The sequence below is a fragment of the Ruegeria sp. CH8 genome, assembly GCF_056536985.1.
In genome coordinates, this window is record NZ_JBQFQR010000003.1 from 17540 (window position 1) to 37685 (window position 20146).

Here is a 20146-nt window from a genome sequence, read left to right on the forward strand (position 1 = left end):
GGGGGCATGCGCCAGCGTTTTTATTTAGGCAGCCTTGGCTTCGGGGGCGAAGCGACCGTAGAAGCTCTGGCCCTTTTCAGCCATCTCACGCAGCAGCGGTGGGCAAGAGAAACGCTCGCCATAGGCCTCGGTCAGCTGGTCACACCGCTCCGCCGCGTAGGGTGTGCCGATGATGTCCAGCCAGCTGAGCGGACCGCCCGACCAAGGCGCGAAGCCCCAACCGAGGATGGCGCCTACGTCGCCTTCGCGAATGTCTTCCAGAACGCCCTCTTCCAGCGCCCGCACAGCTTCCAGAACCTGAGCGAACATCAGGCGTTCCTGCACTTCGATCAGGTCAGGCTGATCCTCGGCCAGCGGGTATTTATCCTGCAGGCCTTTCCAGTATTCGACGCGCCTGCCCTTTTCGTCATAGTCGAAGAAGCCCGCATTAGCCTTGCGGCCCAAACGGCCCTGTTCTTCCATCCAGAAGATCAGATCGTCCGCAGAGCTTGCGGGATAGGCTTTACCCATCGCGGCCTTGGTTGCACGCGCGATCTTGGCACCCAGATCAATTGAGGTTTCATCGGTCAGCTGGATCGGCCCAACCGGGAAGCCCAACTGGCGTGCAGCGTTGTCGATCAGCACGGGGCTAACTCCCTCGGTGATCATACGCGCACCTTCGTTGATGTAGGGGATGATGCAGCGATTAGCGTAGAAGAAGCGTGCATCGTTGACCACGATCGGCGTCTTCCGGATCTGGCGCACATAGTCCAGAGCCTTGGCGACAGCGCGATCACCAGTTTCCTTGCCCTTAATGATTTCGACCAGGAACATCTTCTCAACCGGTGAGAAGAAATGGATGCCGATGAACTGCTCGGGCCGCACTGACGCTTTCGCCAGATCGGTGATGGGCAGGGTCGAGGTGTTCGAGGCAAAGATGCAATCCTCGGGGATGATCGCCTCGACCTTTTTGGTCATCTCGGCCTTGACGCCCGGGTCTTCGAACACGGCCTCGATGATCAGGTCGCAGCCTTTCAGATGCTCCAGATCAGGGGTCGCAGTGATGCGGGCCAGCAGGGCCTCTTTCTTTTCAGGCGTGGCTTTGCCGCGTTTGATACCTTTATCCATGTAGCTTTCGCTATAGGCCTTGCCCTTGTCGGCGGCTTCCTGATCACGGTCAATCAGAACCACCTCCATGCCGGCCTGAGCCGACACCAGCGCGATACCAGCACCCATCATGCCAGCGCCCAGCACGCCGACTTTCTGGACGCGCTGATCGGGCACATCTTTGGGGCGGACCGCGCCTTTCTCCAATGCTTCCTTGTTCAGGAACAGCGACCGGATCATCGCCGACGAGGACGGGTTCATCAGGACGTTGGTGAACCAACGCGCTTCGATCTTCAGGGCGGTGTCGAAATCGACCAGCGCCCCTTCGTAGATCGAGCTCAGCAGAGCCTTGGCCGCCGGGAAGGCGCCTTGGGTCTTGCCATTCACCATCGCGTTGGCGCCGACAAAGGTCATGAAACCAGCGGGGTGATAGGGCGCGCCGCCGGGCATCTTGTAACCCTTTGCATCCCAAGGTTTCACCAGATCGGCGTCCTTGGCGTTCAGAACCCACTCTTTCGCGGCAGCAACTGGATCATCCGCCACGGCGTCAATCAGTTGTGCGCCTTTGGCTTTTTTCGGGTCCATCATCTTGCCTTCCAGCAGGACAGGGGCCGCGGCCATCGCGCCGACCATCCGGCTGAAACGCATGGTGCCGCCGCCGCCGGGGAAGATGCCCAGCAAAATTTCGGGCAAACCAATCTTGGATTTCGGGTTGCTGGTCATGACACGGTGATGGCAGGCCAGCGCGATCTCGGTCCCGATCCCTGCGCAGGTGCCGTTAATCGCACAGGCGATCGGTTTGCCACCCTTCTTGGTCTTGGGGTCCATGCCCGCCAGTTCCATCTTGCGCAAGATATGGTGGCCGCCCATGACGAAGTCGAACAGGGCTTGCGCCGGTTCATCACCCGATTCCTGACGGATGGTGGCCAGCGTGGTTAGATCCATGCCGCCAGCGAACGAGCCTTCTTTGCCCGAGGTGATGACGATGCCTTTGATCTCCTCATCATTCAGGGCCTGATCGATTAGTTGGCTGACCTCCTGAAAGGCCTCGCGGGTCAGCACGTTCATGGATTTGCCCTGGGCGTCCCAGGTGACAAAAGCGACGCCGTCTGCGTCTTTGCTCAGAGTGAAATCAGTCATTGTCATCTCCAATCTGGTCAGCCGTCAGCGGGCTGCCGTCTTTCCGGGTGAAAGAGAATCCGTTCTCATCATCCTTCACCATCATGTCTATGTCGCTGTAATAGCCGGTCTCGGTCGGGGTCCGTGTGCCCACCACCAGAAATGTCGCGGGCGCATCGGTTTTGTTCACAAGGTGGTGGCCGTTGGCCTCACCTGCTGGCCAAGCGGCGCAGTCGCCGGGCTGCATCTCATGCTCACCATCATCGTCGATCAGCACGCATGTGCCGCTGAGCATGATGGCAAATTCGTCTTGCTCCATGTGGTAATGGCGCAGCGAAGACATGCCCTGTGGTTCCAGCCGTACGATGTTGACCCCGTATTGTGACAACCCGCCTGCGTCGCCTACACGCTGGACGAAACGACCAGCCGTCGCCTCGGCTAGCTTGCCGGGATAGGACGAGCCGCCCTTGAACGGGATCTGAGAGAGATCCAGCTTGGGCATCAGACCCGCTCGATAATGGTTGCCGCACCCATGCCGGACGCAATGCAGAGCGTGGCCAGACCGGTTTCCTTGTCCTGACGCTCAAGCTCGTCCAGCAGTGTGCCAATGATCATCGCACCGGTCGCACCCAGCGGGTGACCCATCGCGATCGAGCCGCCGTTGACGTTCACCAGGGCCGGATCGACGTCGAACGCCTGCTGGAACCGCAGCACGATCGAGGCAAAGGCTTCGTTCACTTCGAACAGGTCCAGATCGCTGATCTTCATGCCATTGTCCGCCAGAATCTTCTCGGTCACCGGAACCGGGCCTGTCAGCATGATGGTCGGGTCGGTGCCGATCTTGGCGGTTGCCTTGATGCGGGCACGCGGCTTGAGGCCGTATTTCTCACCAAATTCCTTGTTGCCGATCAGAACTGCGGCAGCCCCGTCCACAATGCCCGAGCTGTTGCCCGCGTGGTGGATATGGTTCACGCGCTCAAGATGCGGATACTTTAGCATCGCAACCTTGTCGAAGCCCGGCATCTGCTCACCCATCATCGCGAAAGACGGGTTCAGCGCGCCGAGGCTCTGCATGTCGGTGCCGGGGCGCATGTATTCGTCGCGATCCAGAATGGTCAGGCCGTTCTGGTCTTTGACGGTGATGACCGACTTTTCGAACCGATTGTCTTCCCACGCCTCTGCCGCGCGTTTCTGAGATTCTACGGCCAGCGCGTCAGCGTCGTCACGGCTGAACCCATACTCGGTCGCGATGATGTCGGCCGAGATACCCTGCGGCACGAAATAGGTGTCCATTGCTAGTGTAGGATCAACGGCAATCGCTGCACCGTCGCTGCCCATCGCCACACGGCCCATCATTTCAACGCCGCCCGCGATATAGGCATCGCCCGCGCCGCCTTTAACCTGATTTGCCGCCAGGTTCACGGCTTCCATGCCCGAAGCGCAAAAACGGTTGATCGCCAGACCGGGGATCGACTGATCCAGATCCGAGGCCAGAACAGCCGAGCGCGCCAGACAGCCGCCTTGTTCCATCACCTGCGTGACGTTGCCCCAGATTACGTCTTCAACGGCGTGGCCTTCCAGATTGTTACGCTCTTTCATCGCGTTCAGGGTCAGGGCGGACAGGCGCACCGAGGTCACCTCGTGCAAGCTGCCATCCTTGCGGCCCTTGCCGCGCGGGGTGCGCAGGGCGTCATAGATATAGGCTTCGGTCATGGGGTCTTCTCCTTAAGCTCGATCCGACGGTTTGCCGGGCATCAGGTCATATGGGTGTTTCCAGCCGGGTTGTTCCGACAAGCGGGTTAGCCAGGCGTCGATATGGGGCCAGTCGGCGCGGTCAAAGCCGAATGGTTCAGGGTAATAAAGGTAGCCACAGCAGCTGATATCGGCGTTGGTCAAGCCATCGCCGACGATCCAGTCGCGGCCCTCAAGGTGAGAATTGAGGACGTCGTAAGCTGCCTTGAGGCGCCCTTGGTTAAAGGCGATCACATCCGCATTGCGATGGTGCTCGGGCAGGAAATTCATCAGAAACCGGGTCATCCCGGCCATTGAACTGAGCTTGTGGTTGTCCCACAGCACCCAGCGGAAAATCTCGTAATTCTCATCCCGATCCTTGCCACCGAAATTGCCCGATTTCTCGGTTACATAGGCTTGGATCGCACCGGATTGCGAAGTGCGAAAATCGCCGTCGACCATGACGGGGGCTTCACCCATCTCATTGACCTCGGCCCGGTATTCTGGCGTGCGGGTCTGGCCGTTGAAGAAATCGACAAAGACCGGCTCCCAATCCAGCCCGGACATCTCAAGCGCAAGTGCGGCTTTGTACGAGTTACCGCTTTCGCCGAAACAGTGAAGTTTGATGGTCATGCGATCGCCCCTCCCAAGGCGCATAGTGCAGTGCCGCATTTGCGTATTTCGAGAAAGTTGAACTTTTAGCCGCAATAAGCTGTTCATCTTGCTGAAAACACGCACACCCAAAACCGATGTGACTGAAGTTGTTAACGCTTGCGCGCCTCAAGCTCAGAATTGAATTCTCGTAGTCGGCGCGTCAGTTTCTCCTCATCCGTGACGCTGTTGAAATTTTCGAACAGAAAAGACAGTGCTTCACCTTCGTCCAGCCCGGCTTCGCGGGCAAATGCCCTGAGCTTTCGGTAGCCATCTTCGGTCATGGCGACCGGAAAGCGGCGGGTCAGGCGAAAGCGTTTGGGCATTCTCGCTCCTCGGAAAACCGGCTCCGGGGCGGGGCCCCGAAACCGGAGAGTGATCAAAAATTCGCGGCCTCCAGCGCCATGACCGTGTCTGCGCCGGTCTGGATGCGCGACAGATGCATCGCGGTGGCGGGCAGGCGGCGGGCCATGTAGAAGCGACCGGTATTGATTTTGGTTTCGTAGAACTCTTTGTCTGAGGCACCGCCGTCCAAAGCGTCCTGAGCCGCTTTCGCCATCCGTGCCCACATCAGACCCAGGCAGACATGGCCGAACATGTGCATGAAGTCATAAGAGCCGGACAGCGCATTGTTCGGATTCTTCATGCCTTCCTGCATGAAATACATGCCAGCGGCCTGAAGATCCTTGGACGCAGCTTTCAGCGGTTCGATGAAGGCCTTGTCATAGGCTTCGTCTTTGCCGCCGTTTTCCTTGCAGAAGGTTTTGACCATGTCGAAGAAGGCCATGACGTGCTTGCCGCCATCCTGCGCCAGTTTCCGGCCGACAAGGTCCAGTGCCTGAACGCCGTTCGCCCCTTCGTAGATCATCGCAATCCGGGCGTCGCGGGTGTATTGAGACATGCCCCATTCTTCGATGTAGCCGTGGCCACCATAGACCTGCTGCGCCTGTACGGTCATGTCATAGCCCTGATCCGTCAGGAAGCCTTTGATGACCGGGGTCAGCAGAGAGATCAGACCATCCGCATCCTTGTCACTTGAGCGGTGCGCCTTGTCGATCATGGTCGCGCCCCACAGGATGAATGCACGCGCGCCTTCGGTGAAGCTTTTCTGATCCATCAGGTTACGACGGATATCCGGGTGTACGATCAGTGGATCGGCCGGGCCATCGGGGTTCTTCACGCCGGTCACATCGCGCCCCTGCAGGCGGTCCTTGGCATACTCCAAGGCATTCTGGAACGCAGCCTCGGCCTGCGACAGGCCCTGCATACCCACGCCCAGACGCGCTTCGTTCATCATGGTGAACATGGCGCGCATACCTTTATGTTCTTCACCCAGCAGCCAGCCGGTGGCTTCGTCATAGTTCATGACGCAGGTCGAGTTGCCGTGGATGCCCATTTTCTCTTCGATCTTGCCGACCGAGACACCGTTGCGCTCACCCGGGGTGCCGTCTTCGTTGACGATGAACTTGGGTACGATGAACAGCGACACACCCTTGATGCCCTCGGGGCCACCGGGGATCTTGGCCAGAACCAGATGAATGATGTTGTCGGCCATGTCGTGATCGCCGGACGAGATAAAGATCTTCTGACCGGAAATCTTGTAGCTGCCGTCACCCTGCGGTTCCGCCTTGGTGCGCATCAAGCCCAGATCAGTGCCGCAATGCGGTTCGGTCAGGTTCATGGTGCCGGTCCATTCGCAGCTGACCATGTTGGGCAGGTATTTGTTCTTCTGCTCGTCGGTGCCATGCGCCAGAATGGCCGAGGCCGCGCCATGGGTCAGGCCCTGATACATTACAAACGCTTGGTTCGCGCCCGAGAACATTTCGCCCACGGCGGTGCCAATCACATAAGGCATGTTCTGGCCGCCATACTCTTCCGGCATGTCGAGGCCGGTCCAGCCACCTTCCTTCATCTGCTCGAAGGCGTCCTTGAACCCGGTCGGGGTGTAGACGATGCCGTTTTCTAACCTGCATCCTTCAGTGTCGCCCACGACGTTCAGCGGATGCAGAACGTTGGTGGCAACCTTGCCCGCTTCTTCCAGAACCGCGCCGGTAAATTCGGCCTCCAGTTCGCTATAGCCTGGAATATCGGATTCCGAGACTTTCAGCACATCGTGCAGAATGAACTGAGTGTCTTTGGTTGGCGCGTTGTAAACGGGCATTTGAAGCTCCCTTAAATTCAGATGTCCGGGGATTGAGCCGCGAGGGTTACCCGACGGCTGTTTTTTCGTTGTTAATTGAGGCGATGACTTTCTCGCCCCAGCGCAGCTGTTCTTTCAAATCGTCAATGGCTTGAGTCAGCTCTTCGCGGCGGGCTTCCATGTCCGAAAGACGTTCACGTGCGATTTCAATCGTACGGATCATCTGGGTCTTTTGTTGGTCACCCACATGGTACAGATCCAGCAGTTGCCGGATCTCTTCCAGGCTAAAGCCGAAACGCTTGCCGCGTAGGATCAGTTTCAGGCGCGCCCGGTCTCGTTTGGTGAACAGGCGTTTCTGGCCCTCGCGGATCGGAAACAAAAGTTCCTTTGCCTCGTAAAAACGCAAGGTGCGCGGCGTGACCTCGTAGGTCTCGCACATTTCACGGATGGTCATCAGGTCTTCGGTCATGGATTCAGCACTCTCGTCACTGGCGTCTATCAAAGTCAGTTGCGCAGTCGATGCGCACGTTACAACACGTAGATGACGTTCACGTAATGCAAACGCTACGTCACAAGGAAAGTTGACGTAGGATCCTCTCGCGTCAAGGTGTGCTTAACCCGACTTTTCGGACGTGACGTAACGGAATTTAGATAAGGGAGGGGCCGGGTATCCGGTGTGAGAACACAACCGGTCGACCATGGCCGCAGTGCTTGAGGCTTCGGAAATCAGTACAGAAGCGGAGTGGGGTCAGCGCAGGGACTTGGCGGTCTGGTCACGCAGGCGCTGGAGCTCATCCATCGCCTCGTCCAGTTGTTGCCGTTGCTTTTGCAGTTCCGGCATTTGCCGGTCAGCCAGTTTAATGAACTCGGCCATTTGGGCTTGGTTTCCCTGATCTTCGTAGATCAGCAGCCATTGGCGAATCTCTTCCAGCGAGAATCCAAACAGACGTCCGCGCATGATCAGCTTCATCCGCGCGCATTCACGGGGGCCGTAGTACCTGCTACGGCCTTCGCGTTCCGGCTGAAGCAGCTCGATATACTCGTAGTAACGCAAGGTGCGCTTGGTTACATCGAACTCTTCGCACATCTCGTTTAATGACAAACGGTTGTCGGTCATTTTCGATCTCCTTGGCCGCAAACTAGGCCGTCGTCGCGGCAAGCGCAACAGGTGGTCTTGCTCTTTTGCAAGGCTCAGGCTCATAAAGAAAGAAATCAAGGGGGCACCACGACATGGTCGACAAAGTAGAAATTGCGCGCCGGTTTATCGAGGCAATCCCGCACGCCAAGGCGCTGGGGCTAAAGCTGACCACAATTAGCGATGGTGAGGCCGCGATCTCGATGCCGTACAACGCCGATCTGGTCGGAGACCCCCGAACCGGCGTCATCCACGGTGGCGCGGTGTTTGCTGCGCTGGACACTTGCTGCGGTGCGGCCGTGATGTCCCACCCGTCGGCGCCCGGCGGAACCGCGACCATTGATCTAAGGATCGACTACATGCGCGCCGCAACGCCGGGGCAGAGCATCACTGCTCATGCCACCTGCTACCACATCACACGCAACGTCGCCTTTGTCCGGGCCACGGCGATGGATGAAAATCAGGACCTGCCGGTCGCAACCGCCGCGGGTTCCTTTACGGTGGAGGGTCTGTGATGGCGCGCCCTCGTCCCGAACCCATGCAGGTGGTCAAGCAACGCCGTGATGCAGCCCTGAATGCAATTGTCGAAGGGGTGCCGTATATCCGTTTCCTGAATATCACCTTCGACCGGCGTGGCGATGAACTGACCGGCGTGCTGAATTTCGACGACAAGCTGATCGGCAACCCGTTGCTGCCCGCGCTGCATGGCGGGGTGACGGCGGCTTTTCTTGAGGTAACTGCCGTTATCACTCTGAGTTGGGAGTATTTCTTTCCCATGATCGAAAGCGGTGAAATCGAAGCGGAAGAGCTGTTCCAGGCCGACTCGGTGCGCTTTCCCAAGACCGTTGATTTCACGGTGGATTACTTGCGCTCGGGCCTGCCACGCGACGCCTATGCCCGCGCCTTCGTCAGCCGGTCCGGTCGGCGCTATGCGTCGGTCCGGGTTGAGGCCTGGCAGGACAATCACGCGCGTCCGATTGCGCAGGCGACCGGGCATTTTCTGATGCCGCAATCCAAACCCAAAGCAGAGTAGATCACCGTGCAGACCGCCTCGGCACCTCTCACCCATAAACGGGTGCTGAAGATCGCGGTTCCGATCGTGCTTTCCAACGCCACGGTGCCCATTCTGGGGGCTGTTGATACCGGAGTAGTTGGACAGATGGGGCAGGCAGCCCCTATCGGTGCCGTAGGCATGGGCGCGGTTATTCTGGCGACGATCTATTGGATCTTCGGTTTCTTGCGCATGGGAACCACCGGACTTGCTGCACAAGCGCGCGGGGCTGGGGATACCGCCGAGACCGGTGCCTTGTTGATGCGCGGGCTGCTGTTGGGTGGTGCGGCGGGGCTGTTCTTTATTGTCACGCAGATCTGGGTGTTCTGGGGCGCGTTTGCCTTGTCACCCGCCAGCCCCGAGGTCGAGGCGCTGACGCGGGACTACCTGCAAATCCGAATCTGGGGCGCTCCGGCGACGATTGCCCTTTATGCCGTAACAGGCTGGCTGATCGCGGTCGAGCGGACGCGCGGTGTGTTCTTCCTGCAGGTCTGGATGAACGGGCTGAACATCCTGCTGGACCTGTGGTTCGTTCTTGGACTTGGCTGGGGTGTCGAAGGTGTCGCCATCGCCACTTTGATCGCCGAATGGACCGGGTTGACGCTGGGCCTGTGGTTGTGCCGCGATGCCTTTGGCGGAAACCAGTGGCGCGACTGGCCCCGGATTTTCGATGCCGCCCGGCTGCGGCGGATGTTGCAGGTGAACACGGACATCATGATCCGCTCGGTTCTGTTGACCGGGGCGTTCACCACCTTTCTGTTCGTGGGTTCTGATTTGGGGGATGTGAACCTCGCGGCCAATCAGGTGTTGCTGCAATTCCTCGAGATCACTGCCTTTGCGCTGGATGGCTTTGCCTTCTCTGCCGAGGCATTGGTCGGTAGCGCCGTGGGCGCGCGCGACCGGTATCAGGTTCGACGCGCGTCGATCATGGCCTCGCAATGGGGCGTGGGTGGAGCCTTTGCGTTGGGCGCTGTGTTCTATTTGGCCGGACCAGCCCTGATCGATCTGATGACCACTTCACCCGAGGTTCGGGAGGCTGCACGGGACTACTTGATCTGGGCCGCGCTGGCCCCGGCGATCGGAGTGGCAAGCTGGATGTTCGACGGCATCTATATCGGGGCCACATGGACCCGCGCGATGCGCAACGCGATGATCCAGTCGGTCGCGATCTATGTCGTCGCGCTGTTCATTCTGGTGCCGATGCTGGGCAATCACGGGCTGTGGGCCGCGCTGATGGTTCTAAACATCGCGCGCGGCATCACGCTGGGGTGGCGCTATCCCCGGCTTGAGGCGCAGGTGGCTTAAAGCAGCGTCAGCAGGTTCTCGGGCGGGCGGCCGATGGAGGCCTTGTCGCCGGCAATGGCCAGGGGGCGCTCGATCAGGATCGGGTTCTCGGCCATGGCGGCGATCAGGTCGTCTTCAGGGGTGTCCTTGGTCAGGCCCAGCTCTTTGAACCGCTTCTCTCCGGTCCGCATCAAGTCGATGGCACCGATACCCAGCCGATCCAGCACCGCGCGGATTTCGTCAGCCGAGGGCGCATCCTCAAGGTATTTACGCAACTCAATCTGCGCGCCGTTCTCTTCCAGCAGAGCCAGCCCGGCGCGGGATTTCGAACAGCGGGGGTTGTGCCAATATGTGATCACAGCCAGTCCTCTCTTTTACTTCCAACGGCTTGCGCGACAGAGTTGAACCCGTCCCGTGCCAGCAACTCATCCAGGCCCTGCGCAATCTCAGCGGCCAGTGAAATTCCGCCATAAACCAGAGCCGTGTAAAGTTGCAGAGCAGACGCACCGGCGCAAATCTTGGCATAAGCTTGGTCCGCATTGCTGATCCCACCTACACCGATCAAGGGGATTTTTCCCTCGGTCAGATGGCTGAGACGCGCCAGAACCCGGGTCGATTTCTCGAACAGCGGGGCACCGGACAACCCGCCCATTTCATCCTTGTGGGCACTACGCAGACCTTCGCGCGACAGAGTGGTGTTGGTGGCAATCACCGCATCCACGCCGGTTTCCGAGGCAACCTCGGCGATGTCCTGCAATTCCGCTTCGGTCAGATCGGGGGCGATCTTCAGGAAAATCGGAATTGGGCGGAGCAGAGAGTTACGCGTCTCAATTACGCCGCCCAGCAACGCGCCAAGCGCCGCCTTTCCCTGAAGGTCCCGCAGCTTTTCGGTGTTGGGGGACGAGACATTGACCGTGGCGAAATCCAGATGTGCGGCGCAATGGGCCAGCACTTTGGCAAAATCGCCGGGCCGGTCGTCACTGTCCTTGTTCGCGCCAAGGTTCAGGCCGATCACCGCGTCCTTGGGGCGGTTGGCCAGACGACCTGCCATCACCTCCATGCCCTCGTTGTTAAAGCCAAAGCGATTGATGGCGGCCTTGTCCTCGGACAGGCGAAAAAGGCGGGGTTTGGGGTTGCCGGGCTGCGGGCGCGGGGTGACGGCACCCACTTCGATGAAGCCGAACCCGGTGCGAGACAGAGGGGTCAGAACCTCTCCGTTCTTGTCGAACCCTGCGGCCAACCCGACCGGGTTGAGCAGGTTCAGACCGGCCACCTGGGTTTTCAGACGGGCTGAGGTCACCGGCCCCGGCATCGGGGCCAGCCCGGCCTTCAGCGCCTTTATAGACATGCCATGGGCGGCTTCGGGGTCCATTTTGTGCAGGACGGAAAGCCCCAGTTTCTCGGTCAGTTTCATCCGAAAGCCTCTCCGCTTTGGGTGGGTGCACAGCGGATCAGGCGCGAGGTTTCAACCGCTGCCTGCCGGTGTATGACGGCCTTCTGGTAATCCGGGTCGGTCACCATCTCAAGGAACGCGTGGCCCGTTGGATAGCGTGCGATGAACACCTCATCCCAGGCCTCATACTGCGGGCCGATCAGAGTGGTCTGATACGCGCCGCGCCACAGGATCGACGCGCCCAATCGTGCGATAATCGGGGCGGTCTCGGCCCCATATTTGCGATAGGCCTGCGCGCCGGTCAGCCCTGCCTCGGACAGTTCGTGCCCGGCGGGATATTCCGCCTTGGCGCGGAACTTCACCAGATTAAGCATCTCGATCGGATGATCGCGGTCCAGCGCCTTGAACGCCTCGAACTGGGCGCGGTCGGGGTCGACGAACGCGGTCATGCCATCTCGGCCGGGAACTGGTGTGCTTGCCCGTCAAAGGGCAGGGCGCGCGACCACACAACATCGGTCATGCGGATTTGGCGGTAGAGATGCGGGAAAAGGGCGCCGCCACGCGATACCTCCCATTTCAGATCATCGCCCATCGCATCCGCATCGCAGGCCAGCAGGGTCAACCCCTCGACCCCGGCGAAATGCTTGGCTGCGGTCTCGGCGGCCTGTTCGGCGGTTGAGAAATGGACAAACCCATCGGATACATCAATCGGCGCGCCGTCCGAGGCACCCTGATCCTGCAAAAGGGCCCATTCATCGGCCCGGAAAATCTTGTAAATCAGCATGAGGTGGTGATGCCCCGCGTGACGGGCAGAATCAAGCCGGATTTCCCCCTTTGACTCTTCCTGCCGCTGAGCGCACCATCGCGTCAAACAAATACAGGGAGTATCAATATGTTCACCCGTTTTCTGGCGTCAGTGGCCGTTCTGGGCCTGACCGCAGGCATGGCCGCGGCGGAGTATAAGTTAACGATTCTGCACACAAATGACCTTCACAGCCGCATTGAGTCGATTAACAAATACGACTCGACCTGTGATGCCGAGGATGAAGCCGAAGGCAAGTGTTTTGGTGGCGTCGCACGGCTGAAAACCATGGTGGATACCAAGCGGGATGAACTGGCGGATCAGAACGTGCTGCTGCTGGATGCTGGTGACCCGTTTCAGGGCTCGCTGTTCTATACGACCTACAAAGGTGCGGCTGAGGCCGAGTTCATGGAGGCCATCGGCTATGACGCCATGGCGGTCGGCAACCACGAGTTTGACGATGGTCCCGAAGGTCTGGCTGCGTTCATCGACACCGTCAGCTTTCCGGTCATTTCGGGCAACCTCGATCTGTCGTCATCGGCCGAGCTGAACGGCAAGGTTGAAAACCGCCTTGTGCTTGAGGTCGGCGGCCAGAAGATTGGCATCGTTTCGGCATTGGCCACGGACACAGTCGACACCTCCAGCCCCGGCAAGGACGTGGTGTTTCAGGATGAAATCGAAAGCCTGACCGCAGATGTCGAGGCGCTTCAGGCCGAAGGTGTCGATATCATCATCGCGCTGAACCATGTCGGTCTGGCCAAGGATATCGAGATTGCCGAGAAAGTACCGGGCCTTGATCTGGTGATCGGCGGGCACTCTCACACGCTGCTCTCCAACACGCAGGAAGGCGCGGCGGGGTCGTACCCGCTGATGGTGGGCGATGTGCCGGTGGTTCAGGCCTATGCCTATTCCAAATATCTGGGCGAGGTCACGCTGACCTTTGACGACGATGGCAACCAGATTTCGGCGGAAGGGGAGCCGATTTTACTGGATGCCTCCGTCGAGCCGAACGCGGACATCGCCGCGCGCGTGGCCGAAATGGGCGAACCGATTGAAGAGATGAAAAAGCGCGTCGTTGCTGACTCTGCAGCTGCGATCCAAGGCGACCGCGCGGTCTGCCGCGTGCAGGAATGTGAGATGGGCAATCTGGTCGCCGACGCCATGCTGGCGCGGGTCGCGGATCAGGGCGCGCAGATCGCGATTGCCAACTCGGGCGGGCTGCGGGCGTCGATTGACCCCGGAGAGGTGACTATGGGCGAGGTGCTGACGGTGCTGCCCTTCCAGAATACGCTTTCAACCTTTGAAATCACCGGTCAAACTGTCATCGACGCACTGGAAAACGGCGTCAGCCAGGTCGAAGAGGTCAAGGGCCGTTTTCCGCAGGTCGCAGGCCTGACATTCACGTGGGATCCATCAGTTGCACCTAACGAAGGCCGCATCACCGAGGTGATGGTGGCCGAAGGCGACGGGTTCGTGCCCATTGATCCGTCCGCCACGTATCTGGTGGTCACCAACAACTATGTCCGCAACGGCGGTGACGGCTATTCGATGTTCGAAGGCGACGACAAAAACGCCTATGACTATGGGCCCGATCTGGCCGATGTAACGGCGGAATTCCTGGCCGAAAACGCGCCGTATCAGCCCTATCTGGACGGTCGTATCAAGCAGAAATAGCCCTGCACTGTAGCAACAAGAAAAGGCCGCATCACTCGATGCGGCCTTTATTTTTTCAGACCTGCTCAGCCGAGGTCGTATTCCGGCCAAAGTGCTGGGTCGAAGCCGTCCAGCATCGGACGCAAATGTTCGGATACACTTTCCCAACCACCAATGGCTTTGGTCGAAATCTTGTTGCGAACCTGATCAATACTGGCCGTTCTGACCTGTTTCTTGTTTTTCTCGGGATGCATCATGGCTTCGTTCCACTCGATCCCGCAGAACTCCGCGACTTGGTGGCTGTAGGTCTCAGGGTCCGCGACCAATCGTTCATAGGGGACAGTCAGGATTTGACCTGGGAATACAGCATCCCAATGAGCCATATAGCGGCGATACAAGTTCGCCGTTTGGGCAATGGCTTCAAGGTTTGATGCGTAGCGCATACCAACCGCCGGGAACAACCTGATCCATTTGGACAAGCCGACATCTCGCGGGTCCCGCAGCATATTTATGATTTTCGCATTTGGGAAAGCTGCGAGCAGAAACCCGACGCGTTGATAATTGTGGGGCATTTTATCGACGAAGGCGATCGATCCGTCTGCTATTGGCGGCATTAATCTTCGAAATTCGTTCGCAAATTCAGCGGCGTTTTCCGCATTGAATACGGAACCTTCCTTTTCGAAATCCAGTGACAGATCGGCCCCCAGCGTAAGCTCACCGCATCCTGCGATCCTTGGCGCAGAGCTCAGCATCATTTCCATCAATGTGGTGCCTGATCGGGGTTGGCCGACGACAAATATTGGCAAGGGAGTTTCACTTGAACCGGAATTTGGAGTCTCGTAACCGACAGGGAAAAGCCCGGTGATGTTGTTCAGTTTTGCTTCTTCAGCAGCAAAATCAAAAGGGTTGATATCGTGCTGAATCGCATTGGCGCGGGCGATTTGAGGCAAGGCTGCGGCCAAACCATCTTTTGCGGAAATCAAATTGCCCTTCGCGAACTCCAAGTCTGCATTGTCATACCCGGTTTTGGCGATTGCTGCTTCGACGATTTCCAACAGGTGTGGAGTGTCTTCCGCGTTCGTCATCATCGACAGGTGTAGCAAGGTTGGTTTGTGCTCAGGGTTCTCGGCAAGCAGTTTTTGCAGGATTGCAGTTGATCCCGATTTGTCGCCATGCCGATGCAGGTTAACCGCTCTTTGAAATGCGACCTTTTCGTCATTCGGGCTAAGCTCGTAAGCTCGGGTAATGTCGCGTGAATAGTCATCGAGAAAGCCAATATGTTCGTACGCTTTCGCGCGTTTGGCCAGAATTTCCACGTTGTCCGGATCGTTTAGTAGCTTCTTAGACGCGTATTCTATGATCCTGCGCCAGTTGTTACCCTTGAGGTAAAGCTCATCCAAGACGCGGTTCAGCTCTTTATTGTTGGGGAACTGTTCAAGTTTTTGCTCGGTGTATTCCAGCGCCTTAAAAATCTGCCCGGTTTGCATCAGAGCGTTGGCCAAATTTTCCACAAATTGCGGATCGTCCGGTTTCATCCGGGATGCCTCAACAAAATGCGGGATGGATCTCTTGTACTGTTCCATCTCGGTCAGCACAAAACCCGAAATGGCGTGAAAGTCCGGATCCTTCGGGAATTTCTTAACGCCGAGCTGCGCCTTTTTCAGTGCCTGTTGCAGCTTGCCAGCGTCAAGAGCCGCTACTGCCTTGCCTTTGAGGGTTTTCGCTGTTTGATTTTGCATGAGACCCCGTGACACCCTGTGCCTGTATGAAACGATTATCGATGGTTCATTACCTATGTGCGGACGGTTTGCAATAACACTTCCCAATGACGCGATGGCACAACTGTTTGCTGCACGACCAGCGAATACGCTGCCGTCTGTCCCTAACTTCAACGTGTGCCCGACAAATCAGGTGCATGTGGTCCGCGCCGGAGAGGGCGGGCGCCGGCTGGACCCGCTGCGCTGGGGGTTTCTGCCGCATTGGTACAAGACCGAAACCGCCGGTCCTCTGCTGATCAATGCGCGGGCTGAGACGCTCGCTGAAAAACCTGCGTTTCGCGCTGCCTGCCGTGAACGGCGATGCCTGATCGTGGCGACGGGGTTCTACGAATGGACCAAGACCGACCAGAACACACGACTGCCTTGGTACATCCACCGCAAGGATGGCGCGCCTATTGCCTTTGCTGGTGTTTGGCAGGACTGGGGCACTGACGAGGCGCGGCAAGGTACCTGTGCCATCGTGACGACACACGCCAACAACCACCTGAGTGCCATCCACCACCGGATGCCGTTGATCCTAGAGCCTGACGACTGGCCGCTCTGGCTGGGTGAGGCAGGGAAGGGGGCCGCGCGTCTGATGCAGCCCGGTGCCGAGGATGTGCTGGATTTTTACCGTGTTGATCCGGCGGTAAACTCGAACCGTGCCAGCGGGTCTGACCTGATCGAACCGATCCCGGAATAACCGTGCGCCTTTCCAATGCTACCTTTGCAGGATAGACCCTTGATATGGCATTGAACTTTACCAACCTGCCCAGCCTTTACGCACATGACTTCGATACGGTGATCGATGTGCGCAGCCCGGCGGAATTTGCCGAGGATCATCTGCCCGGTGCCATCAATCTGCCGGTTCTTGACAATGACGAACGCGCGCGGGTTGGCACGATTTATGTGCAGGAAAGCCCTTTTCTGGCCCGCAAACTGGGCGCGGCGCTGGTGTTCCGTAACGCGGCTAACCACATCGAACACAGTCTGTCGCATCATGAAGGCGGCTGGAAACCTCTGGTCTATTGCTGGCGGGGTGGGCAGCGGTCCGGGTCGTTCACATGGATGCTGCAACAGGTCGGCTGGCGGGCTGAGGTGGTCGAAGGCGGGTATCGCACCTATCGGCGTCTTGTGAACCGATTTCTTTACGAAGACCCCTTGCCGCATCGTCTGGTCGCTTTGGACGGTTACACGGGCACGGCCAAGACCGACCTTCTGGCGCATCTGAAAACGCGCGGCGTTCAGGTTGTGGACCTTGAAGGGCTGGCTAATCACCGTGGCTCATTGCTGGGTGAGATGCCCGGTGGGCAACCCAGCCAGAAGGCGTTCGAATCCGCTCTGGCTGCAGCATTATGCGGGCTCGACCCAGAACGCCCGGTTATTGTCGAGGCCGAGTCGTCCAAGATCGGAACCCTGATCCTTCCACCCAGCTTGTGGACCGCTTTGCGAAATGCGTCGCGTATTCAGGTTCAGGCCTCGATCGAAGCGCGCACCGCCTATCTGGCCCGTGCCTATGACGACATCCTGTCGGATCCCGACCGGTTGCGCGATCGGCTTTCTCCGCTGCGGTTCTACCGGGGGCACGAGGTGGTGGATGGCTGGCTCGCCCTGATCGACACCGGTGACAAGCAGGCGCTGACGCGGGCGTTGATGGAGCAGCATTATGACCCGTCCTATGCCAAATCCAGCCGCGCTCGCACCGCCGAGGTTGTGGCGCGGGTCGATGCGGCCGCACTGGACGATGCGGGTCTAAACGACTCGGCCGCGCGGATCGAACGGATTCTGGATCAGCTTTGAAGGCGCAGACCCGGTGTGTCGGACATGTGTCCGATGATGACCGCCGGATAACCCGCGTGCCTCAGCTTTTCACACAACTTTTGCGCCTGATCGGGCGCGACGGCGGCCAATAGCCCCCCAGCGGTTTGCGGATCGAACAACAGGTCAGCTTTGCCGCCGAACGGCAGGTTCGGCGCAATAGAGCGGTTTTCGTCGAAAATCGTTGACCGGACGCCTTGCGCGCTCAACTCCATCGCGCCAGCCATCAGCGGAATGGCGTCCAGATCGAGAGATGCGCCGCAGTCCGACGCCTCGCACATGCCCAACAGATGCCCGGCCAGACCAAAGCCCGTCACGTCAGTCATCGCATGGGCGCCTGCCAGAATGCGGGAGGCTTCGCCCTGCGGATGAACCATTTGCTGGAACGCATCAACGACCCATTCGCCACGGGCCTTGCCCGCCATTCCTGCCGCCATCAACACGCCGCCGCCCAGCGGTTTGGTCAGGATCAACTTGTCGCCCGGGCGCGCACCCGACAGGGTGATTGGGTCATTCTCGCACAGGCCTGTCAGGGTGAAGCCGATGGTCATCTCATCCCCCATCGAGCTATGGCCACCCACGATCTCGGCCCCGGCGTTGCGCATGACCTCGGTCGCGATCGTCATGATTTCGGCCATGGTTCGGTGCTGCAATTCGGGCGACATGCGAGGCAGGATGATCGTTGCGGTTGCCGCTTGTGGGCTGGCGCCCATGGCCCAAATATCCCCCAGCGCGTGAACGGCTGCGATGCGGGTCATCAGTGCCGGGTCATTGGTGAACCCGCGCAGATGGTCCGAGGACATCACCTGCTTCGCCCCACCGGTTGCCAGCAGGGCCGCGTCGTCGCCCGGCAGGGCGTTGATATCGGCGCGCTCTGGCGCGGGCAGGTTGTGCAGTGCGGCCTGCAGTGCGCCGCGCCCAACCTTTGCACCGCAGCCACCGCACATGGGCTTGTCGCCCAGTGCCTCTTGCAGCCCTGCTGCATGGAATCTCGGCGGGGATGGGGGCGTCATTTCAGGCAGGTCGCGGAACCTGTTCATGAAATTCTGGTCGATATGATCCTTCCAGCGCCACATCAAGGACCCGCTGAACGAAGTGCCAAGTCGCTCGGCCAATGCGGATTTTCCGCCCAGAGAGATCAGTTTCAGATAGTCCTTCTGCGGCGTGTACCGCCGCATCCGTCCTGCTCCCAAAACGGCACGCAGGTTATCGTACAAGACCGGAGCCTCACGCACCGCATAGACCCCCGCTTTGGGGCGCGGGTTTTCCGACAGATGGGCACAATCCCCGGTGGCGAAGATCGCCGGATCGCTGGATTGCAGGTAACCGTTCACGCGGATGTAGCCGTCTTGCAGGTCAAGGCCCGTCTGGGCAATCCAGTCATAAGGGCGGGCGCCGGCGGCTCCGGTCACGAAAGCGGCAGGGATTTCGTGACCATCACTCAGAACAATGTGATCGGCATCAATGCGGGTAATGGCCGTGTTTTCGATCAGATCAACGCCCAGTTCCGCCATTGCCTTGCGAATGGTTGCGGCTGCCTTTGGTCCCGTCGCAGTGAGGGCTTGGGCATTGTCGATCAGTGTCACCTGCGCCGCACGGCCTTTGGCACTCAGGGCATGGGCCATGGCCATCACCAGCTCAACCCCCGCCACGCCGCCACCAATCACCGCGACCGAAGCTGGACCGGTGCCTTGCAGATACGTGGCCCACCGCGCCGCGAACGGCCCCAGAGGTTTGGCCGGGACCGCGTGGTCAGCAAACCCGTGCAGGGCGGGCATGTCCGAGGTGATCCCCACATTAACAGAGGCCACATCGTACGCCACCGGAGGGCGACCGGGCACATGGACGAGACGCTGATCAATATCGATCCCTTCGACCGGGCCAAGAATAACGCGTGCACCGGCAAACCGGGCCAGACGCACCAGATCGATGTTCAGTTCACAGCGCTCATAGTGGCCCGCGACAAAGCCGGGCAGCATCCCGGAATAAGGCGCAACAGGGCCGGGATTGATCACCGTCACTCGTGCGCCCGGCAGCGGGTTCATCCCCCATTTCCTCAGCACCAGTGCGTGGGTATGCCCGCCGCCAATCAGAACCAGATCACGGGTCAGGGGCAGCGGAGTGTGATGCATGGGCGTTAGTTCGCTGTGTGTTCCGGGACGTCTTCGACTTGCTCGACCGCGTGGGTGGCCCAAAGCTCATCCTCGCCCGCGTCCGGCAGATCGCTGGGCTTTTCATGGCGATGAATGTGCCATTTGGCAATGAACAGAGCCGTGATCGGTGCAGTCAGGAACAGGAAAAGGGTGATCAGCAGTTCGTGCAACGACAGTTGCTGCTCGATCAGTACCGAGTGACAGATCGAGGCCAGCAACACGCCGCCCACGCCCAGCGTGGTCGCCTTGGTGGGCGCGTGCAGGCGGGACATCGGGTCTTTCAGCTTGATCATTCCAAACGACCCGACAAAGCCGAAGATACCCGATATGATCAGGAAGAAGGCGATCAGAATTTCGAAAATGAACTCCATTT

At 59.1% G+C, this 20146-nt stretch carries 21 protein-coding genes; 6 read left to right on the forward strand and 15 right to left on the reverse strand.

Going from position 1 to position 20146, the window contains the following annotated elements; translation table 11 throughout:
* Positions 1-24 precede the first annotated feature (24 nt).
* From ACR0ER_RS03815 to ACR0ER_RS03850, 8 genes are all read right to left on the reverse strand, one after another.
* Entirely contained in the window at positions 25-2226 is a 2202-nt protein-coding gene (locus ACR0ER_RS03815; protein ID WP_480767797.1) for a 3-hydroxyacyl-CoA dehydrogenase NAD-binding domain-containing protein, read from the reverse strand.
* A complete protein-coding gene (locus ACR0ER_RS03820; RefSeq protein WP_155151793.1) occupies positions 2219-2707 on the reverse strand; it encodes a cupin domain-containing protein in 489 nt (162 codons plus the stop codon). The genes ACR0ER_RS03815 and ACR0ER_RS03820 overlap by 8 nt, the downstream gene beginning before the upstream one ends.
* The gene (locus ACR0ER_RS03825) at positions 2707-3918 is read right to left on the reverse strand and encodes an acetyl-CoA C-acetyltransferase (RefSeq protein WP_480767798.1); all 1212 of its coding nucleotides are present in this window, start codon (positions 3916-3918) and stop codon (positions 2707-2709) included. The genes ACR0ER_RS03820 and ACR0ER_RS03825 overlap by 1 nt, the downstream gene beginning before the upstream one ends.
* Positions 3919-3930: 12 nt before the next feature.
* A complete protein-coding gene (locus ACR0ER_RS03830; protein WP_480767799.1) occupies positions 3931-4569 on the reverse strand; it encodes a glutathione S-transferase family protein in 639 nt (212 codons plus the stop codon).
* Positions 4570-4700: 131 nt separating this feature from the next.
* Positions 4701-4913, reverse strand: a complete 213-nt coding sequence (locus ACR0ER_RS03835; RefSeq protein WP_170329418.1) for a hypothetical protein — start codon at positions 4911-4913, stop codon at positions 4701-4703.
* 53 nt (positions 4914-4966) lie between these two features.
* Positions 4967-6748, reverse strand: a complete 1782-nt coding sequence (locus tag ACR0ER_RS03840) for an acyl-CoA dehydrogenase C-terminal domain-containing protein (RefSeq protein WP_480767800.1) — start codon at positions 6746-6748, stop codon at positions 4967-4969.
* Positions 6749-6794: 46 nt separating this feature from the next.
* The gene (locus tag ACR0ER_RS03845; protein WP_170329416.1) at positions 6795-7196 is read right to left on the reverse strand and encodes a MerR family transcriptional regulator; all 402 of its coding nucleotides are present in this window, start codon (positions 7194-7196) and stop codon (positions 6795-6797) included.
* Positions 7197-7475: 279 nt separating this feature from the next.
* Positions 7476-7844, reverse strand: coding sequence for a MerR family transcriptional regulator (locus ACR0ER_RS03850; RefSeq protein WP_170329415.1), 369 nt, complete (start codon positions 7842-7844; stop codon positions 7476-7478).
* A 113-nt stretch (positions 7845-7957) separates the two neighbouring features.
* Between ACR0ER_RS03850 and ACR0ER_RS03855 the strand changes: the two genes are divergently transcribed.
* The 3 genes from ACR0ER_RS03855 to ACR0ER_RS03865 are packed head-to-tail and all read left to right on the forward strand — an operon-like array spanning position 7958 to position 10218.
* Positions 7958-8377: a PaaI family thioesterase gene (locus ACR0ER_RS03855; protein ID WP_480767801.1), complete on the forward strand. Its 420-nt coding sequence runs from the start codon at positions 7958-7960 to the stop codon at positions 8375-8377.
* Positions 8377-8895 (forward strand): PaaI family thioesterase, encoded by a 519-nt coding sequence (locus ACR0ER_RS03860; protein ID WP_170329413.1) that lies wholly within the window; start codon positions 8377-8379, stop codon positions 8893-8895. Before ACR0ER_RS03855 ends, ACR0ER_RS03860 begins: the two co-directional genes overlap by 1 nt.
* A 6-nt stretch (positions 8896-8901) precedes the next feature.
* A complete protein-coding gene (locus ACR0ER_RS03865; RefSeq protein WP_480767802.1) occupies positions 8902-10218 on the forward strand; it encodes an MATE family efflux transporter in 1317 nt (438 codons plus the stop codon).
* Here ACR0ER_RS03865 and arsC read toward each other — a convergent pair.
* From arsC to ACR0ER_RS03885, 4 genes are read right to left on the reverse strand one after another with little or no spacing between them, the layout of a single operon-like run.
* Entirely contained in the window at positions 10215-10556 is a 342-nt protein-coding gene (arsC, locus tag ACR0ER_RS03870; RefSeq protein ID WP_480767803.1) for an arsenate reductase (glutaredoxin), read from the reverse strand. The two genes, ACR0ER_RS03865 and arsC, sit on opposite strands and share 4 nt — an antisense overlap.
* Positions 10553-11611: a quinone-dependent dihydroorotate dehydrogenase gene (locus tag ACR0ER_RS03875; protein ID WP_480767804.1), complete on the reverse strand. Its 1059-nt coding sequence runs from the start codon at positions 11609-11611 to the stop codon at positions 10553-10555. Before ACR0ER_RS03875 ends, arsC begins: the two co-directional genes overlap by 4 nt.
* Positions 11608-12039 (reverse strand): DUF1330 domain-containing protein, encoded by a 432-nt coding sequence (locus tag ACR0ER_RS03880; RefSeq protein ID WP_480767805.1) that lies wholly within the window; start codon positions 12037-12039, stop codon positions 11608-11610. The genes ACR0ER_RS03875 and ACR0ER_RS03880 overlap by 4 nt, the downstream gene beginning before the upstream one ends.
* Positions 12036-12374: a DUF952 domain-containing protein gene (locus ACR0ER_RS03885; protein WP_480767806.1), complete on the reverse strand. Its 339-nt coding sequence runs from the start codon at positions 12372-12374 to the stop codon at positions 12036-12038. The genes ACR0ER_RS03880 and ACR0ER_RS03885 overlap by 4 nt, the downstream gene beginning before the upstream one ends.
* A gap of 108 nt (positions 12375-12482) precedes the next feature.
* Here ACR0ER_RS03885 and ACR0ER_RS03890 point away from each other — a divergent pair, with 108 nt between their 5' ends.
* Positions 12483-14066, forward strand: a complete 1584-nt coding sequence (locus ACR0ER_RS03890; RefSeq protein WP_480767807.1) for a bifunctional metallophosphatase/5'-nucleotidase — start codon at positions 12483-12485, stop codon at positions 14064-14066.
* Between the two features lie 65 nt (positions 14067-14131).
* Here ACR0ER_RS03890 and ACR0ER_RS03895 read toward each other — a convergent pair whose 3' ends face one another.
* Positions 14132-15937, reverse strand: coding sequence for a tetratricopeptide repeat-containing sulfotransferase family protein (locus tag ACR0ER_RS03895; protein ID WP_480767808.1), 1806 nt, complete (start codon positions 15935-15937; stop codon positions 14132-14134).
* Here ACR0ER_RS03895 and ACR0ER_RS03900 point away from each other — a divergent pair.
* Both ACR0ER_RS03900 and mnmH read left to right on the forward strand, forming a co-directional pair.
* Positions 15840-16505: an SOS response-associated peptidase gene (locus tag ACR0ER_RS03900; RefSeq protein WP_480767809.1), complete on the forward strand. Its 666-nt coding sequence runs from the start codon at positions 15840-15842 to the stop codon at positions 16503-16505. The two genes, ACR0ER_RS03895 and ACR0ER_RS03900, sit on opposite strands and share 98 nt — an antisense overlap.
* Positions 16506-16549: 44 nt before the next feature.
* Positions 16550-17602 (forward strand): tRNA 2-selenouridine(34) synthase MnmH, encoded by a 1053-nt coding sequence (gene mnmH, locus ACR0ER_RS03905; protein WP_480767810.1) that lies wholly within the window; start codon positions 16550-16552, stop codon positions 17600-17602.
* On the opposite strand, the gene selD is transcribed toward mnmH, so the two are convergent.
* Complete coding sequence (gene selD / locus ACR0ER_RS03910) at positions 17593-19752, reverse strand: selenide, water dikinase SelD (RefSeq protein WP_480767811.1); 2160 nt, start codon at positions 19750-19752, stop codon at positions 17593-17595. The two genes, mnmH and selD, sit on opposite strands and share 10 nt — an antisense overlap.
* A gap of 5 nt (positions 19753-19757) precedes the next feature.
* On the reverse strand, positions 19758-20144 hold the full coding sequence (locus ACR0ER_RS03915; RefSeq protein ID WP_170329403.1) for a Na+/H+ antiporter subunit G: 387 nt from the start codon (positions 20142-20144) through the stop codon (positions 19758-19760).
* Positions 20145-20146 lie beyond the last annotated feature (2 nt).

What these genes read in the sequence shown, in the direction of transcription:
- ACR0ER_RS03855 (WP_480767801.1), top strand. Translation starts at nt 7,958, where the DNA reads ATGGTCGACAAAGTAGAAATTGCGCGCCGGTTTATCGAGGCAATCCCG.
- ACR0ER_RS03915 (WP_170329403.1), bottom strand. Translation starts at nt 20,144, where the DNA reads ATGGAGTTCATTTTCGAAATTCTGATCGCCTTCTTCCTGATCATATCG.
- ACR0ER_RS03815 (WP_480767797.1), bottom strand. Translation starts at nt 2,226, where the DNA reads ATGACTGATTTCACTCTGAGCAAAGACGCAGACGGCGTCGCTTTTGTC.
- ACR0ER_RS03845 (WP_170329416.1), bottom strand. Translation starts at nt 7,196, where the DNA reads ATGACCGAAGACCTGATGACCATCCGTGAAATGTGCGAGACCTACGAG.
- ACR0ER_RS03885 (WP_480767806.1), bottom strand. Translation starts at nt 12,374, where the DNA reads ATGCTGATTTACAAGATTTTCCGGGCCGATGAATGGGCCCTTTTGCAG.
- ACR0ER_RS03890 (WP_480767807.1), top strand. Translation starts at nt 12,483, where the DNA reads ATGTTCACCCGTTTTCTGGCGTCAGTGGCCGTTCTGGGCCTGACCGCA.
- ACR0ER_RS03825 (WP_480767798.1), bottom strand. Translation starts at nt 3,918, where the DNA reads ATGACCGAAGCCTATATCTATGACGCCCTGCGCACCCCGCGCGGCAAG.
- ACR0ER_RS03820 (WP_155151793.1), bottom strand. Translation starts at nt 2,707, where the DNA reads ATGCCCAAGCTGGATCTCTCTCAGATCCCGTTCAAGGGCGGCTCGTCC.
- ACR0ER_RS03875 (WP_480767804.1), bottom strand. Translation starts at nt 11,611, where the DNA reads ATGAAACTGACCGAGAAACTGGGGCTTTCCGTCCTGCACAAAATGGAC.
- ACR0ER_RS03880 (WP_480767805.1), bottom strand. Translation starts at nt 12,039, where the DNA reads ATGACCGCGTTCGTCGACCCCGACCGCGCCCAGTTCGAGGCGTTCAAG.
- ACR0ER_RS03835 (WP_170329418.1), bottom strand. Translation starts at nt 4,913, where the DNA reads ATGCCCAAACGCTTTCGCCTGACCCGCCGCTTTCCGGTCGCCATGACC.
- ACR0ER_RS03830 (WP_480767799.1), bottom strand. Translation starts at nt 4,569, where the DNA reads ATGACCATCAAACTTCACTGTTTCGGCGAAAGCGGTAACTCGTACAAA.
- ACR0ER_RS03850 (WP_170329415.1), bottom strand. Translation starts at nt 7,844, where the DNA reads ATGACCGACAACCGTTTGTCATTAAACGAGATGTGCGAAGAGTTCGAT.
- ACR0ER_RS03840 (WP_480767800.1), bottom strand. Translation starts at nt 6,748, where the DNA reads ATGCCCGTTTACAACGCGCCAACCAAAGACACTCAGTTCATTCTGCAC.
- ACR0ER_RS03900 (WP_480767809.1), top strand. Translation starts at nt 15,840, where the DNA reads ATGTGCGGACGGTTTGCAATAACACTTCCCAATGACGCGATGGCACAA.
- mnmH (WP_480767810.1), top strand. Translation starts at nt 16,550, where the DNA reads ATGGCATTGAACTTTACCAACCTGCCCAGCCTTTACGCACATGACTTC.
- selD (WP_480767811.1), bottom strand. Translation starts at nt 19,752, where the DNA reads ATGCATCACACTCCGCTGCCCCTGACCCGTGATCTGGTTCTGATTGGC.
- ACR0ER_RS03860 (WP_170329413.1), top strand. Translation starts at nt 8,377, where the DNA reads ATGGCGCGCCCTCGTCCCGAACCCATGCAGGTGGTCAAGCAACGCCGT.